The 15907-nt window shown below is 54.6% G+C and carries 15 protein-coding genes; 11 read left to right on the top strand and 4 right to left on the bottom strand.

Annotation, left to right across the window (positions count from 1 at the left end; genetic code table 11):
• Positions 1 to 26: 26 nt before the first annotated feature.
• Both AAE045_RS13015 and AAE045_RS13010 read right to left on the bottom strand, forming a co-directional pair.
• Entirely contained in the window at positions 27 to 1040 is a 1014-nt protein-coding gene (locus AAE045_RS13015) for an ABC transporter substrate-binding protein (RefSeq protein ID WP_455548291.1), read from the bottom strand.
• A gap of 359 nt (positions 1041 to 1399) precedes the next feature.
• Positions 1400 to 2419, bottom strand: a complete 1020-nt coding sequence (locus AAE045_RS13010) for a LacI family DNA-binding transcriptional regulator (RefSeq protein WP_455548101.1) — start codon at positions 2417 to 2419, stop codon at positions 1400 to 1402.
• Between the two features lie 257 nt (positions 2420 to 2676).
• Between AAE045_RS13010 and AAE045_RS13005 the strand changes: the two genes are divergently transcribed.
• From AAE045_RS13005 to AAE045_RS12985, 5 genes are all read left to right on the top strand, one after another.
• Entirely contained in the window at positions 2677 to 3120 is a 444-nt protein-coding gene (locus AAE045_RS13005; RefSeq protein ID WP_455548100.1) for a PTS sugar transporter subunit IIA, read from the top strand.
• 81 nt (positions 3121 to 3201) lie between these two features.
• Positions 3202 to 3474 (top strand): PTS sugar transporter subunit IIB, encoded by a 273-nt coding sequence (locus tag AAE045_RS13000; protein WP_455548099.1) that lies wholly within the window; start codon positions 3202 to 3204, stop codon positions 3472 to 3474.
• Between the two features lie 21 nt (positions 3475 to 3495).
• Positions 3496 to 4875, top strand: coding sequence for a PTS ascorbate transporter subunit IIC (locus AAE045_RS12995; RefSeq protein ID WP_455548098.1), 1380 nt, complete (start codon positions 3496 to 3498; stop codon positions 4873 to 4875).
• Positions 4875 to 5711, top strand: a complete 837-nt coding sequence (locus AAE045_RS12990) for a transketolase (RefSeq protein ID WP_455548097.1) — start codon at positions 4875 to 4877, stop codon at positions 5709 to 5711. The genes AAE045_RS12995 and AAE045_RS12990 overlap by 1 nt, the downstream gene beginning before the upstream one ends.
• Positions 5701 to 6633: a transketolase family protein gene (locus tag AAE045_RS12985; RefSeq protein ID WP_455548096.1), complete on the top strand. Its 933-nt coding sequence runs from the start codon at positions 5701 to 5703 to the stop codon at positions 6631 to 6633. The genes AAE045_RS12990 and AAE045_RS12985 overlap by 11 nt, the downstream gene beginning before the upstream one ends.
• Positions 6634 to 6732: 99 nt before the next feature.
• Here the strand turns inward: AAE045_RS12985 and pta are convergent, their stop codons facing one another.
• Both pta and ackA read right to left on the bottom strand, forming a co-directional pair.
• Positions 6733 to 8874 (bottom strand): phosphate acetyltransferase, encoded by a 2142-nt coding sequence (gene pta, locus AAE045_RS12980; RefSeq protein ID WP_455548095.1) that lies wholly within the window; start codon positions 8872 to 8874, stop codon positions 6733 to 6735.
• 80 nt (positions 8875 to 8954) lie between these two features.
• Entirely contained in the window at positions 8955 to 10157 is a 1203-nt protein-coding gene (ackA, locus tag AAE045_RS12975) for an acetate kinase (protein ID WP_455548094.1), read from the bottom strand.
• Between the two features lie 333 nt (positions 10158 to 10490).
• Here ackA and yfbV point away from each other — a divergent pair, with 333 nt between their 5' ends.
• The 6 genes from yfbV to AAE045_RS12945 all read left to right on the top strand — a co-directional run bounded on the left by yfbV (position 10491) and on the right by AAE045_RS12945 (position 15682).
• Positions 10491 to 10946: a terminus macrodomain insulation protein YfbV gene (gene yfbV / locus AAE045_RS12970; protein ID WP_455548093.1), complete on the top strand. Its 456-nt coding sequence runs from the start codon at positions 10491 to 10493 to the stop codon at positions 10944 to 10946.
• A 72-nt stretch (positions 10947 to 11018) separates the two neighbouring features.
• The gene (locus tag AAE045_RS12965; RefSeq protein ID WP_271123175.1) at positions 11019 to 11513 is read left to right on the top strand and encodes a YfbU family protein; all 495 of its coding nucleotides are present in this window, start codon (positions 11019 to 11021) and stop codon (positions 11511 to 11513) included.
• Positions 11506 to 12186, top strand: a complete 681-nt coding sequence (locus AAE045_RS12960; protein WP_455548092.1) for a sugar phosphatase — start codon at positions 11506 to 11508, stop codon at positions 12184 to 12186. Before AAE045_RS12965 ends, AAE045_RS12960 begins: the two co-directional genes overlap by 8 nt.
• Before the next feature lie 85 nt (positions 12187 to 12271).
• Positions 12272 to 14104 carry an SLC13 family permease gene (locus tag AAE045_RS12955; RefSeq protein WP_455548091.1) on the top strand — a complete coding sequence of 611 codons (1833 nt, stop codon included), beginning with the start codon at positions 12272 to 12274 and terminating at the stop codon, positions 14102 to 14104.
• Positions 14105 to 14370: 266 nt separating this feature from the next.
• On the top strand, positions 14371 to 15006 hold the full coding sequence (locus tag AAE045_RS12950; RefSeq protein WP_455548090.1) for a hypothetical protein: 636 nt from the start codon (positions 14371 to 14373) through the stop codon (positions 15004 to 15006).
• Between the two features lie 85 nt (positions 15007 to 15091).
• Entirely contained in the window at positions 15092 to 15682 is a 591-nt protein-coding gene (locus AAE045_RS12945; protein ID WP_455548089.1) for a hypothetical protein, read from the top strand.
• Positions 15683 to 15907: the final 225 nt, after the last annotated feature.

Genomic DNA, 15907 nt, shown 5'->3' with positions numbered 1-15907 from the left:
GCGTCCGCGAACGCACCGGCTGCGGCTTAGTTGAGGATCCCTAATTTCTGGCAGGCCTGCTGGTACTCTCCGGTACAAACCTGTTGCGGCGTCTGGATTTTCTTATCAAAGATTTCCGCTTTGATATTTTTTGCGGTGATTACCGCCGGAACAAAGAGCTGCGACGGCGTGTTGTAGAGGGTTGAGGTGGCCTTCGGCTTCTGGCCGTTGATCAGCTGTACCGCAACATTGGCGGCAGCGGCGGCAACGATTTCAGATGGTTTAGAGATAGTGTTGTACTGATCCCCGGCGATAATCAGCTGCAGCGCGGCGATTGTCGCATCGTTACCCGTCACCGGAGGAATCGGCTGTACGCCGCCGGATTTAAAGGCGGCAATAGCCCCGCCGCCGGTTCCGTCGTTCGCCGCAACCACGCCTTTAATCTTGTCGCCAAAACGGGTTATCTGCCCGGCTGCCCACTCCTGCGCTTTTGGCGGTGCCCATTCAGGGGTGTCGAATTCAGCCAGCGTTTTATACCCGGACTCTTTCAGCCCGCGATGAATACCGTCGCGAATCAGGCCCGCTGCGGCATCCGTTGGCGAGCCGTTGATTTGCAGCACGCCGGAGCCTGCGGGCACGTTTGTCGCCTTCAGGTGTTCAACCAGCGAGGTGGATATCGCGTAGCCGATACCTTCGTTATCAAAAGAGATATAAAAATCGGCAGGTTTGCCGGGGATCGGACGGTCGTAGGCCACTACTTTTACGTCCTGCGAGTGGGCGATTTCCACCAGGCCTGCGGCGGCGGAAGAGTCAACCGGATCCAGCACGATCACCTTCGCGCCCTGGGCAATAGCGGAGTTGAACTGCTGCTGTTGCAAAGAGGCGCTGGCGTTGGCGTTCTGGTAGATAACCTTGCACTGCTGGCAGAGCTTAGTCAGCTCCGCTTTGAAGCCCGGAAAATCATGCTGCTCGTAGCGGGTTGATGCCTGATCGGGCATCAGAAAGGCAATGGTTGCCGCCTCCTGAGCCTGCGCCACGGCGCTGAAACCCAATGCCGCCATAAGCGATGCTTTGAACACTGTAGGGTAACGCATAATTCTGCTCCTCACTGACTCGGACAGGATGACTGCCCCGGGCAAAGCGCGCTGAGGCAGAGGTTTTGTTAAGACGTTAAGAAACCAAAGTGCAGCTTTTTATTATCATTGCGATTACATTTGCTCAATCGGTGAAGCAAGAATTGACACTCTGCATTCAGGTTGTCAAGAAAGGGTAGAAAAGCGATGTGGATTTTGTGATTGACTGCAGAATAGACGGCAGAAAGTAACGATTCTGCCGCTGAATGTAGGCGGTCAGTCAGAGCAGCTTAAGGCGCGGGATAATCAGAGCGTTGCGCCCCGGATATCTGACGGAACAGGAGGCTCTAGCAGCTATCCCGCATGCACAGCGCTGAAGCAATGGTCGGGTTCGCATCCCAGGGCTCATCGTTGATTCTTGCCAGTAATGCGCGACCCGCTTCGATGCCAATCTTACGATGCGGCACCGCCATCGTTGTCAGCGCAGGCTGGCACACGCGGCTGACGTCGCTGTCCCCAAAACCAACAATCGCTAAATCATCCGGCACCTTGATGCGCCTGCGCTGACATTCGTACAGCGCGCCGCAGGCCAGTTCGTCCGACACGCAGACCAGCGCGTCCAGCTCCGGCCAGGCCAGTAAAAATTCGGGCAGCTGCGCCGTTCCGGTTGAGAAGACGGGCGGGGCGGCGGCGTTGATCACCCGATTGGGCGACATATGGTGGCGCAGCATCGCCTTATACCAGCCCTGAAGATGCTGCTGGAATATCCACTGCTCCTGGTTGGCGCACAGCAGCCCGATATTCTGGTAGCCGCGCCTGATGAGCATCTCCGTCAGTTCAAACATCGCCGCGACGTTATCGATGCCGATGTTCATGTCGATAGGATCTTCGCGCGTTGCGCCTATCTCCAGCACCGGCACGTTGGCGTTTGTCAGCCAGCTGCGTACGGTATCGCTGTGATCCGCGCTGAGCAGAATCGCCGCCGCGAGATTTGAGGTCAGCAGGGTTTCCAGCAGCTTCTCTTCCTGCTCCAGGCGGTGCTGCGATTCCGCCAGCACTATCTGGTAGCCCGCCGGTTGCAGCACCTGCTGTAGCCCGGCAAACATCTCCGTGCAGCCAGACTCCGCAAGGCTCGGCACGACCATAGCGATGGTATAGGAGGAGGCCGATGCCAGCGCGCTGGCCGCCAGGTTGGGCATGTAGCCGAGTTCGCTCACTGCGGCCTCAATTTTTTCCCGGAGCTTATCAGAGACCTGGTCCGGGGTGCGAAGGGCTCGCGATACGGTCATGGTGCCGACGCCTGCCAGCTGGGCTACATCGGCAAGCGTTACCTTCCCTGTACTACGTCGCTTTCGGGTCATGGACATGGTTATGCCTGTTCTTATCGTTGTTGTGACATCTTCTCCCCTGAATCTACAGGGGAAATCGGTGTTAAGTATACGCCGGAAATCCACCCGATCGCTGGCTTTTAGGCCAATGATTACGATCTGATAGCGCTATCACAAATTTGCGCGATAGTTTTTGGTAGCGCTATCTTTGTGACTATCATCACTGTCAGAAGGCGAAGCGTTGCATAAAGTTTGCCCATCTTGCTGGTCCGTTTTTAAACCGAAAGGAGGAGAGCGTGCTTAATCGCTGGTTACATGACGGCACCATCAGGGTGCTGCCGGAGGTGGAAAGCTGGATGCAGGCGCTGGACGTTTGCGCGCGGCCCCTGCTGGACGCCGATATTATTACGGCGGATTACGTTACCGCCATTAAGCAGCAGCACGACAGGCTCGGGCCGTATTACGTGCTGGCGCCTGGGCTGGCCATGCCGCATGCCAGGCCGGAGGAGGGGGCGCAGGGGTTAGGGCTCTCTCTCCTGAAGCTTGAAAAAGGGGTGAGCTTTAATTCCGAGGATAACGATCCCGTTGACCTGATAATTATGCTCGCGGCGACGGACAGCCACAGCCATATTGAGACAATATCTGCGTTAGCAGAATTATTTTCCAGTGATGAAGATATGGCATTACTACATAAAGCAAAAAACGTGGAGGGGATTAAAACAATAATCAACCGTTACTGAATTACCTTTTCTACCCTGATTTCTTACATTGCATTTGAAATGCGGTGCGGCGGTATGCATCCTTAATCAAAGGAAATAAAGATGAAAATAATGGCTATCTGCGGATCGGGTCTTGGCAGCAGTTTTATGGTCGAGATGAATATCAAAAAAGTTTTGAAAAAGCTGAATATCGACGCGGAGGTGGAGCACTCTGATTTATCCTCCGCCACGCCGGGGGCCGCCGACCTGTTTGTAATGGCAAAGGACATCGCTGAAAGTGCCAGCGTGCCGGGCGACAGGCTGGTGGTGCTGACCAGCATTATTGATATCAACGAACTGGAAGATAAGCTCAGCGCTTATTTTGCTAACCGTTAATCCCTACAGGGCGAGGTGGATATGTTTATCCTTGAAACGCTGAATTTTATTGTTGATATTCTTAAGGTGCCCGCCATCCTGGTTGGCTTAATTGCTCTGATTGGCCTGGTGGCGCAAAAGAAATCTTTTTCTGACGTGGTGAAAGGCTCAATTAAAACGGTGCTGGGATTTATTGTTCTGGGCGGCGGGGCGACGGTATTAGTCAGCTCGTTAAATCCTCTCGGCGGCATGTTTGAACATGCTTTTAATATTCAGGGAATTATTCCTAATAACGAAGCCATCGTTTCAATTGCGCTGGAGAAATACGGCGCGTCCACCGCGCTGATTATGGCGTTCGGCATGGTGGCGAACATCATCGTCGCCCGCTTCACCAGGCTGAAATATATCTTCCTGACCGGCCACCACACGTTTTATATGGCCTGCATGATAAGCGTGATCCTGACCGTCGCTGGCTTCGAGGGCGTAGGGCTGGTGTTTACCGGTTCGCTGATTCTGGGCCTGATCATGGCGTTCTTCCCGGCGATTGCCCAGCGCTATATGCGCCGCATTACCGGCACCGATGACATCGGCTTCGGGCATTTTGGGACGCTGGGCTACGTGCTCTCCGGCTGGATAGGCAGTAAATGCGGCAAGGGATCGCGTTCAACGGAAGAGATGAACCTGCCGAAGAACCTGAGCTTCCTGCGCGACAGCTCCATCTCAATCTCGCTGACCATGATCGTCATCTACATGATCCTCGCCGTCTGCGCCGGTAAAGACTATGTCGAAGGCCAGCTCAGCGGTGGGCAGAACTTCCTGGTTTATTCGATCATTCAGGCGATTACCTTCGCGGCGGGTGTCTTTATCATCCTGCAGGGCGTGCGCCTGATTCTGGCGGAAATTGTTCCGGCGTTTACCGGCTTCTCTGAAAAACTGGTGCCAAACGCCCGGCCAGCGCTCGACTGCCCGGTGGTCTACCCCTACGCGCCAAACGCGGTGCTGATTGGCTTCCTGTTCAGCTTCCTCGGCGGGCTGGTGGGGCTGTTCCTGCTCGGGCAGATGAAGCTGGTGCTGATACTGCCGGGCGTGGTGCCGCACTTCTTTACCGGGGCGACGGCGGGCGTGTTCGGTAACGCAACCGGCGGCCGCCGTGGCGCAATGCTCGGCTCATTTGCCAACGGCCTGCTGATCACCTTCCTGCCCGTCCTGCTGCTGCCGGTACTGGGGGCGATCGGCTTCGCCAATACCACCTTCTCGGACGCGGACTTCGGCGTGGTTGGCATCGTGCTGGGCAATCTGGCGCGCTTCGTGTCGCCGGTTGGCATCACCGCGCTGGTGGTCGCGCTGTTCGCGGTGCTGGTGGGCTTCAACTATCTGGGCAAAAAGAAAGTGCCGTCTGAAAACAATGCAGAGGTGAAATGATGAGTAATCTGGCAGAGGTAACGACCCTTGCGCGCCATATCCGTCTGGAAACGCTGAAGGCGTTAACGCAGCTCGGATTCGGGCACTACGGCGGCAGCATGTCGGTGGTAGAGACGCTGGCGGTGCTGTATGGCGACGTGATGCGTATCGATCCGGGCGACCCGGACTGGGCGGAGCGCGACTATTTTGTGCTGTCGAAAGGCCACGCGGGCCCGGCGCTGTACAGCACGCTGGCGCTGAAAGGCTACTTCCCCGTTGAGCAGCTTTCCACGCTCAACGAGAACGGCACCAAATTACCCAGCCATCCCGATCGCCTGAAAACGCGCGGCGTGGATGCGACGACCGGCTCGCTCGGGCAGGGGATTTCCATTGCGGCGGGGATGGCGCTGTCCCACAAACTTGCCGGGCGCAGCAACCGAGTTTTTTGCATCGTCGGCGACGGCGAGCTGAACGAGGGGCAGTGCTGGGAGGCGTTCCAGTTCATCGCCCACCATAAGCTGAACAACCTGACGGTGTTTATCGACTGGAATAAGCAGCAGCTGGACGGCGAGCTGGATGAAATTATCTGCGCCTTTGACCTGCCGGGGAAATTCACCTCGTTTGGCTTCGACGTGCAGACCGTGAAAGGCGATGACATCAGCGGCCTGCTGGCAGCCGTGAAGCCCGTGCGGGGCGAAGTTGAACGTCCGCTGGTGGTGATTCTCGACAGCATTAAGGGGCAGGGCGTGCCTTATCTCGAGCAGCTCAGCAATTCACATCATATTCGACTGACCGATTCCTCAAAACAGGCGCTTGAGCAGGCTATTGCAGAGCTGGAGGCAGCAGATGACAAATGACAGCATTGAGATGCGTAAGGTCTACGCGGGATTTGTGCAGCAGCAGATTACGGCAGGCGGCGAGATTATCGCGCTGGAAGCAGATCTGATGAGTTCGATGGCGATGGACAGCGTGCAGCGGGACTACCCGCAGCAGGTGATTAACTGCGGCATTATGGAGGCCAACGTGATTGGCGTGGCGGCGGGGCTGTCGCTTACCGGACGTAAACCGTTCGTCCACACCTTTACCGCTTTCGCCAGCCGCCGCTGCTTCGATCAGCTGTTTATGTCCCTGGACTACCAGCGTAACAACGTGAAGGTGATTGCTTCCGACGCGGGGGTAACGGCCTGTCATAACGGCGGCACGCATATGTCGTTTGAGGATATGGGCATCGTGCGCGGGCTGGCGAACTCGGTCGTGCTGGAGGTGACGGACGCGACGATGTTCAAAGATATCCTCAGTCAGCTGATAACGCTGGAGGGTTTTTACTGGGTGCGCACCATCCGCAAGCAGGCGGTGAAGATCTACGAAGAAGGGGCGACCTTCACCATCGGCAAGGGCAACGTGCTGCGCGACGGCGAGGACGTTACGCTTATCGCCAACGGCATTATGGTCGCCGAAGCGCTGAAGGCGGCGGATATGCTGGCGGTGCAGGGCGTGAAGGCGGCGGTGATCGATATGTTTACCCTCAAGCCCATCGACCGCGTGCTGGTCAAGAACTATGCGGAGAAAACCGGGCGCATCGTGACCTGCGAAAACCACAGCATCCACAACGGGCTGGGATCGGCGGTGGCGGAGGTCTTAGTGGAAACCTGCCCGGTACCGATGAGGCGGGTAGGGGTGAAAGAACGCTATGGCCAGGTGGGAACCCAGGACTATTTGCAGAAGGAGTACGGCCTGACTGCGGACGATATCGTTAAGGCCGCGCGGGAACTGCTTTAGCTTTTTCGGTGGATGACGCTGGCGCTTATCCACCCTACGTCATCCGACACTGCCAATAAAAAAGGCCGCTTTCGCGGCCTTTTTGCTCATCAACGAAACTTAGTCCTGCTGGGAGGACTGGATCGCCGTCAGCGCGATGGTGTAAACGATATCGTCTACCAGTGCGCCACGGGACAGGTCGTTGACCGGCTTGCGCATGCCCTGCAGCATTGGCCCGATGGAGATCAGGTCAGCTGAGCGCTGTACCGCTTTGTAAGTGGTGTTACCGGTGTTCAGGTCCGGGAAGATGAACACGGTAGCACGACCCGCAACCGGGGAGTTTGGCGCTTTGGACTTCGCAACGTCTGCCATTACGGCGGCGTCGTACTGCAGCGGGCCGTCGATCATCAGGTCAGGACGTTTTTCCTGTGCCAGACGAGTCGCTTCACGCACTTTCTCTACGTCGCTACCTGCACCAGAGGTACCGGTGGAGTAGGAGAGCATCGCTACGCGTGGCTCGATGCCGAATGCAGCAGCGGAATCCGCAGACTGAATCGCGATCTCTGCCAGCTGCTCTGCGGTTGGATCCGGGTTGATCGCGCAGTCGCCGTAAACGTAAACCTGTTCAGGCAGCAGCATGAAGAATACGGAGGAAACCAGCGAGCTGCCCGGTGCAGTTTTGATCAGCTGCAGCGGTGGGCGGATGGTGTTCGCGGTGGTGTGAACCGCACCGGAAACCAGGCCGTCAACTTCGTCCTGCTCCAGCATCAGCGTGCCGAGCACCACGTTGTCTTCCAGCTGCTCGCGAGCAACGGCTTCGTTCATGCCTTTGTTCTTACGCAGTTCAACCAGGCGGGCAACGTAGCTTTCGCGAACCACTTCCGGGTCAACGATTTCGATGCCTGCGCCCAGCTCAACGCCCTGCGCCGCAGCAACACGGGTGATCTCATCCGGGTTACCCAGCAGCACACAGGTCGCGATACCGCGTTCAGCACAGATTGCGGCCGCTTTCACGGTACGCGGCTCGTCGCCTTCTGGCAGCACAACGCGCTTGCCGGCTTTACGAGCCAGTTCGGTCAGCTGGTAGCGGAACGCCGGTGGAGACAGGCGACGGCTGCGCTCGGAGGTGGCGGTCAGGGATTCGATCCAGCTGCTGTCGATGTGGCTTGCCACATATTCCTGCACTTTCTCGATGCGCTGATGGTCGTCGGTCGGCACTTCCAGGTTGAAGCTCTGCAGGCTCAGGGAGGTCTGCCAGGTGTTGGTATCAACCATGAACAGCGGCAGGCCGGTGGCAAAGGCACGTTCGCACAGCTTGGTGATGCGCGGGTCCATTTCGTAGCCGCCGGTCAGCAGGATGGCGCCGATTTCAACGCCGTTCATCGCGGCCAGGCAGGCTGCAACCAGCACGTCCGGACGGTCTGCGGAGGTCACCAGCAGTGAACCTGGGCGGAAGTGTTCCAGCATGTGCGGAATGCTGCGCGCACAGAAGGTCACGGACTTCACGCGGCGGGTTTTGATGTCACCTTCGTTGATCACGGTTGCGTTCAGGTGGCGAGCCATGTCGATTGCGCGGGTGGCAATCAGCTCGAAGCTCCAGGGTACGCAGCCCAGCACCGGCAGCGGGCTGTCGGCAAAGAGCTCTTTCGGATCGATGTTTGCGATGCTCGCTTTGGTGGAGTCATCGAAAATCTCGGACAGATCTGGACGGGTGCGGCCCTGCTCATCAACCGGGGCGTTCAGCTTGTTGATGATAACGCCGGTGATGCTGGTGTTTTTGCTGCCGCCGAAGCTGCTGCGCGCCAGTTCGATACGCTCTTTCATCTGTTCCGGGGTGTTGTTGCCCAGGGACATCACGAAGACGATTTCAGCGTTCAGGGTTTTGGCGATTTCGTAGTTCAGGGACTGGGCGAACTCGTGCTTACGAGTCGGCACCAGGCCTTCAACCAGCACCACTTCCGCATCTTTGCTGCTGGCGTGGTAGTTGGCGATGATCTCTTCCATCAGCACGTCCTGCTGGTTGCTGGAGAGCAGCGACTCAACGTGGGACATGTGCAGCGGCTCGGCCGCAGGGATGGTGGAGTTAGCACGCACGATGCTGGTGGTCTGGTCTGGCGTATCGCCGCCGGTACGCGGCTGGGCAATAGGCTTGAAGACGCTAAGGCGAACGCCTTTCTGTTCCATAGCACGGATAACGCCCAGGCTGACGCTGGTCAGGCCGACGCTGGTTCCGGTAGGGATCAACATAATAGTACGGGACACGGGATAACCTCTTTGTTGCACAAGCGCGGCTTGTGAGACTCAGAAAACAACACCGCCAGCTAAGGCTGGCGGCGGGAGAATCAGGCTGTCAGGCGAGATGCATCCTGAGCGATAACCAGCTCTTCGTTGGTCGGAATGACCATCGCCGGGCGGGTACCCTCTTTGTTGATGTAGCCGGACTTGCCGAAGCGAGCGGCCAGGTTGCGTTCGTGGTCAACTTCAAAGCCCAGAACGCCCAGTTTGCCCAGAGACAGTTCACGTACCATTGCCGCGTTTTCACCGATACCACCGGTGAACACAACCGCGTCCAGACGACCGTCCATCAGCGCGGTGTAAGAACCGATGTATTTTGCCAGGCGGTGGCAGTAAACGTCCATTGCACGCTTAGCGTCAGCTTTGGTGGTGTAGTTATCTTCAACATAACGGCAGTCGCTGGTGACTTCGGTCAGGCCCAGCAGGCCGGACTCTTTGGTCAACATTTTGTTGATATCTTCAACGCTCATGCCCAGGGCATCGTGCAGGTGGAAGATGATAGCCGGGTCGATGTCACCAGAGCGAGTGCCCATGACCAGACCTTCCAGCGGGGTCAGACCCATAGAAGTATCAACACATTCGCCGTTACGAATAGCAGAAACGGAGCCGCCGTTGCCCAGGTGGCAAGTGATGATGTTCACTTCTTCCACCGGCTTGTTCAGCATTTTGGCCGCTTCCTGAGTCACATAGAAGTGGCTGGTGCCGTGTGCGCCGTAGCGACGAACGCCGTGCTCTTTGTACAGTTTGTACGGCAGGGCGTAGAGGTAAGATTCTTCCGGCATGGTCTGGTGGAACGCGGTGTCGAACACGGCAACGTTTTTATCAGCCAGTTTAGGGAAGGATTTCAGCGCTTCAGCGATACCGATCAGGTGCGCCGGGTTATGCAGCGGTGCAAAAGAGGCGGAATCTTTGATACCCTGAATCACAGAGTCGTCGATAACGACGGAGCTGGTGTACTTTTCGCCGCCGTGGACGATGCGGTGGCCGATTGCGGTCAGTTGCTCGGACAACTCTGGTTTTTGTGCCAGAATGGTATTAACCATATAGTTAAGAGCTTCACTGTGAGCGGCGCCTGCACCTAAAGCCGCTTCTTGTTTACCGCCATCCATTTTCCACTTGATACGCGCTTCAGGAAGATGGAAACATTCGGCTAAACCAGAGAGGTACTCGTCACCGTTTAATGCATCAATGATTGCGAATTTCAGTGAGGAGCTACCGCAGTTCAGAACCAGTACTAACTTACTCGACATGGAAGTACCTACTTTTACGTGGCTAAAAAAACGTCAGATAGTCTCTCAGCGTAGCGCATGAAGAGGCTGACATTTATGATTAACGTCATGCCAAAGTGGTTTTTCTGGCATGGCGAAGAAAGTCTCTTGAGTTTACGCCATTTTGCGCATTTTTTCGGCAAAGGCGAGTAGAGTGATAATTTGACAGGCGCGGGTTTCCCGGCTACGACCATCAAAAGCCGGCACAGGATAACCTCCGTGGCCCGTAAAGACAAAAGATTTTGAATGATGTCATATAGAGTTGTTGTCTTGCACAAAAATTTTATTTTTTATATGTGAAGTTGAGGTAAAGCCATGTCGACACCCCAGAATAGCCACATAAGCTGGTTCAGCCTTTTTGGTCGTGGCCAGCATTATTCAAAGACCTGGCCCGTGGATAAACGCCTCGCCCCTATCTTTGTCGAAAACCGCGTGATCCGCGCCACCCGCTTTGCGATCCGCTTTATGCCTCCGCTCGCCATCTTCACGTTGACCTGGCAAATCGCCCTTGGCGGCCAGCTTGGCCCCGCCGTAGCAACCGCACTTTTTGCCTGTAGCCTGCCGATGCAGGGGCTGTGGTGGCTGGGCAAACGCTCCGTGACCCCGCTGCCGCCAACCCTGTTAGGCTGGTACTACGAAGTGCGCGGCAAGCTTGAAGAAGCCGGGCAGGCGCTGGCCCCCGTCGAAGGCAAGCCGGACTACCAGGCGTTAGCCGATGTGCTTAAACGTGCCTTTAATCAGCTGGATAAAACTTTCCTCGATGATTTGTAAAAGCAGGGCGATTACGCATATAAAGGAAGGCATACTTTTTAGCGGGACTTTTACCGTAACAGGAGCTTAAAAATGGAAATGACTAACGCCCAGCGTCTGATTTTATCTAATCAGTACAAAATGATGACCATGCTGGATCCGGACAACGCCGAGCGTTATCGCCGCCTGCAAACGATTATCGAGCGTGGCTACGGCCTGCAAATGCGCGAGCTGGATCGCGAGTTTGGCCAGCTGACCGAAGAGACCTGCCGCACGGTTATCGACATTATGGAGATGTACCACGCGCTGCACGTTTCCTGGGCCAACCTGAAAGACAGCCAGAACATCGACGAGCGCCGCGTGACTTTCCTGGGCTTTGACGCCGCCACCGAAGCGCGCTTCCTGGGCTACGTGCGCTTTATGGTTAACGTTGAAGGCCGCTACGCCCACTTCGATGCGGGCACGCACGGTTTCAACGCCCAGACCCCAATGTGGGAAAAATACCAACGTATGCTGAAAGTGTGGCAGTCCTGCCCGCGTCAGTATCATTTAAGTGCGAACGAAATCGCGCAGATTATCAATGCCTGAGGACAGACGTGTGGTGAAGTGTAAAGGTTTCCTGTTTGATTTGGACGGTACGCTGGTGGACTCCCTGCCGGCCGTTGAGCGCGCATGGGTTAACTGGGCGAAGCGATTTGATATTTCGCCTCAGGAGGTGCTGGGCTTTATCCACGGCAAGCAGGCGATAACTTCACTGCGCCACTTCATGGCGGGAGCCTCTGAAGAAGAGATCCAGCAGGAGTTTCTGCGCCTGGAGAAAATCGAATCCGAAGACACCGACGGCGTCACGGCGCTGCCGGGTGCGGTAGCGCTGCTGGCGCATCTTAATGAAGCGGGCATTCCCTGGGCGATAGTCACCTCTGGTTCGGTGCCGGTTGCCGCCGCGCGCCGCCTGGCGGGCGGGCTGCCGGAGCCGGAAGTTTTCGTCACCGCAGAACGCGTGGCGCGCGGTAAGCCGGAGCCGGACGCCTATCTGCTGGGCGCACAGCTGCTGGGCCTTGAGCCAGAAGAGTGCGTCGTGGTGGAAGATGCTCCGGCGGGGATTTTGTCCGGCCTGGCTGCGGGCTGCCACGTGATCGCGGTGAACGCGCCTGGCGACACGCCTCGCCTGGAACACGTTGACTACGCGCTGAAATCGCTGACCGAGCTGCTGATTCAGAAAATGCCGGACGGCAGCGTCGAAGTTCTAAGAAAACACTGATCCCATGATTTAACCCCGCACCGGCGGGGTTTTTTTATGGCATGCTCAGCGCATTCGGTTAATTTTCGGAAAACAAGGACGCGTTTTGAATTCGGAATTGATTTGGGTCCTGTCGCTGTTGGGCATTGCCGTCGTGCTGTTCGCCACCGGCAAGGTTCGGATGGACGCCATCGCGCTGCTGGTGATTGTCGCCTTCGTGCTTAGCGGCACGCTCACGCTCAGCGAAGCTTTTTCCGGCTTCAGCGATCCTAACGTTATTCTGATTGCCGCCCTCTTTATTATCGGCGACGGCCTGGTGCGCACCGGCGTGGCAACCAAGATGGGATCCTGGCTGGTCAGCGCTGCGGGCAGCAGCGAAACGAAAATGCTGGTCCTGCTGATGTTGACCGTTGCCGGACTGGGTGCCTTTATGAGCTCCACCGGCGTAGTCGCCATTTTTATCCCCGTTGTACTCAGCGTCTCCATGCGCATGAAAATCTCCCCGTCGCGGCTGATGATGCCGCTGAGCTTCGCCGGCCTTATCAGCGGCATGATGACGCTGGTCGCCACGCCGCCTAACCTGGTTATCAACAGCGAGCTGCTGCGCGAAGGGCTGCAGGGCTTCAACTTCTTTAGCGTCACGCCAATCGGTCTAGTCGTGCTGGTTCTCGGTATCCTTTATATGCTGTTCGCGCGGTTCGCCCTTAACGGCCAGAGCAAGGAAGAAGGCAGGGCGGGATGGAAGCGGCGCACGTTCCGTGACCTGATAAAAGAGTATCGCCTGACCGGACGCGCCCGTCGCCTGGCTATCCGCCCCGGCTCACCTATGGTGGGCCACCGCCTTGATGATTTAAAACTGCGTGAGCGTTATGGGGCCAACGTGATTGGCCTGGAGCGCTGGCGTAAATTCCGTCGCGTGATCGTCAACGTTACCGGGGTTACGGAGTTCCGCGCCCGCGACGTACTGCTGATTGATATGTCCGCCTCGGATGTGGACCTCAGGGAGTTTTGCACCCAGCAGATGCTGGAGCCTATGGTGCTGCGAGGAGACTACTTCTCTGACCAGGCGCTGGACGTGGGAATGGCGGAAGTGTCGATGATCCCGGATTCAGAGCTTATCGGGCAGACGCTGCGAGAAATCGGCTTTCGTACCCGCTACGGGCTGAACGTGGTAGGCCTGAAGCGCAGCGGCGAGGCGCTGGAAGGCGTGCTGGTCGATGAGGCCCTTCAGCTGGGGGATATCCTGCTGGTGGTGGGGGACTGGAAGCTCATCAGCCAGCTGAACCAGAAAAGCCGCGATTTCCTGGTGCTGAACCTGCCGGTGGAAGAGGGTGAAGCCTCTCCTGCGCACAGCCAGGCCCCGCACGCCATCTTCTGCCTGGCCCTGATGGTGGCGCTGATGCTGACGGATGAAATTCCCAACCCCATCGCGGCCATCATTGCCTGCCTGCTGATGGGTAAATTCCGCTGTATCGACATGGAAAGCGCCTATAAAGCGATTCACTGGCCGAGCATTATTCTGATCGTCGGCATGATGCCGTTCGCGCTGGCGCTGCAAAAAACCGGCGGGGTGGATTTAATCGTCAGTGGATTAATGTCATTCGGAGGCGGTTACGGGCCGTACATCATGCTGGTGTGCCTGTTCGTGATGTGTGCGGCTATCGGGCTGTTTATCTCTAATACCGCAACGGCCGTATTAATGGCGCCAATTGCTCTGGCTGCCGCAAAAACAATGGGTGTATCCCCTTATCCGTTTGCGATGATTGTGGCGCTCGCAGCTTCCGCCGCGTTTATGACGCCTGTTTCTTCCCCGGTGAACACGCTGGTGCTGGGACCGGGCAACTACAAGTTCAGCGACTTCGTAAAGCTGGGCGTGCCGTTCACGGTAATTGTGATGGTGGTAAGCGTTGTAATGGTGCCGATGCTGTTCCCCTTCTAATTAAATGATTATAGCCAGAGTCTCTGTATCTTCAGCCCGGATAGCAGAGACTCGCGCCTACCCCACAATGCCTTCCCGCAAATTATTAAAGCGACCTTAGCCACTGCCGTGATGCTTTTATATAAAATAATGGCCACGAAAAAATAAAATATAAAATCAGTATAAAACTTCCCTCCGCAGTTTGAATTTCAATCAAAATATGCATAGTGTTTACTTTGGCTGTCTCTATTCTTGATTCATTACGTTAGCAAAGGCAAAGGATTGTAATGAAAGTGAAGGATAATGCTCAGGCGGGAATGCCGGGTGAAGATAGAATTGGCAAAAGAATAGTTGGATTTTTACTGGGGACGAGATGGGGAATATTTTTCCTCTTCTTTGTGGTTTTTAGTATGTTGACTTTGCCACCGATAATTTATTCCTGGGGTGTTTTCTTTCCAGAAAGTAAAGATATAAAACACAGAAAAGTTAAGTTTATATATAAGGCTGCTGGAAAAGGAGATTATGTTCCTGGTATTGACATTTCAGGGCGGGAAGAATATTTCGGCTGTAAAAAACAGGCTGGGCTACATCATTATTGCATTAATGATAAAGAGCTCTACAAAAAATACAAAGGAGATAGTTTAGAAAGGGATCGTTTTGAAACCTGGAAGGGTAAGGATGCGGAAATATCATGGTTTAACCAGCCTGTTTATTTCTTTTCCGAACAAAGAAGGTTAATAGAACTCATAGTTGATGGTGTAGTAGTAATACCTGCAGAAAACGTCAGGAGAGTCATTGATGAAAATAGAGAAAATTGGGTAAATGATTTAGCCTTTTATCTTATTTGTCTTTTGATTTTTTCTCTGGTTTTCAATGAATTTATTGCTGGCAATTTTATAAGATCAATTAAGGATGATTTATGAAGTAATTAAACGTGCGAATTAAATTGGATGGTTTTTTGCATGGAGTTTGATTAGTCTGTATCAATGAGGATTTGAGGGTTTCAATATGGCGAACACATTAATAAGTTCGGGATATGGTTCTATATTGGCATATTTGACTGGGAAAACCAGTTCGGCTTCTACTGTTAATAATATAGTTGAGTACAATAAATCAAGCATTGACATAGAAAGTTTTATAAAAGTCGGTATAAGTGCAGCGCAAACAAGTGCTTCAGTGTGGGAGATGATTGGCAAAGAACTATACACTATTAAATTTGCCGGAAAATCAGTACCCTTGATGGCGGGAATGTTATCTGCTTCAGGTCTTTATTACGATTTAAATGGCATGCTGCAATCCTACCAAAAGGATGGAACGATTAAGAATAGTGATATTTATTCAGCATTAGGTAATATTGCTTCTTTTGCAAGTACTGTAGCTTTAATGGGAGCTGCGGCCGCTTCTAGTCCCTTTCTTATAGCGACAGCAACGGTGCTAACGGTCGCAGGCGGTGTGCTTACGCTTGCCAGCATGGCATCTAAGGACTCGAGTATAGAATTGGCCGGTATTTTAAATGGTGTTCTGGATAGCCTTGCAATTTTAATTTGTGGTTTAGTTTGGAACTGCTGTTTTCCCTTCCTCAAGAGAAAAAGATATTAAGGAAATCTATCTAGTTAGCCAATATTGCTGAAACTCTCACATTCCCCTGTCATTCATTCCTGTAAATTATTAAAGCGATCTTAGCCACCGCCCTGATGCTTTTATATAAAATAATGGCCATGAAAAAGTAAAATATTAAAATCAGTATAAAACTTCCCGCCGCAGTTTGAAATCCAGTCAAAATATGCATAGTGTTTGCTTTGGCTGTGTCTATTCTGGACTCAT

It is taken from the genome of Dryocola clanedunensis, from assembly GCF_038405435.1.
GTDB lineage: Bacteria > Pseudomonadota > Gammaproteobacteria > Enterobacterales > Enterobacteriaceae > Dryocola > Dryocola clanedunensis_A.
Note: the sequence above shows the minus strand (reverse complement) of the source record. Positions and strands in the feature narration are given on the sequence as shown.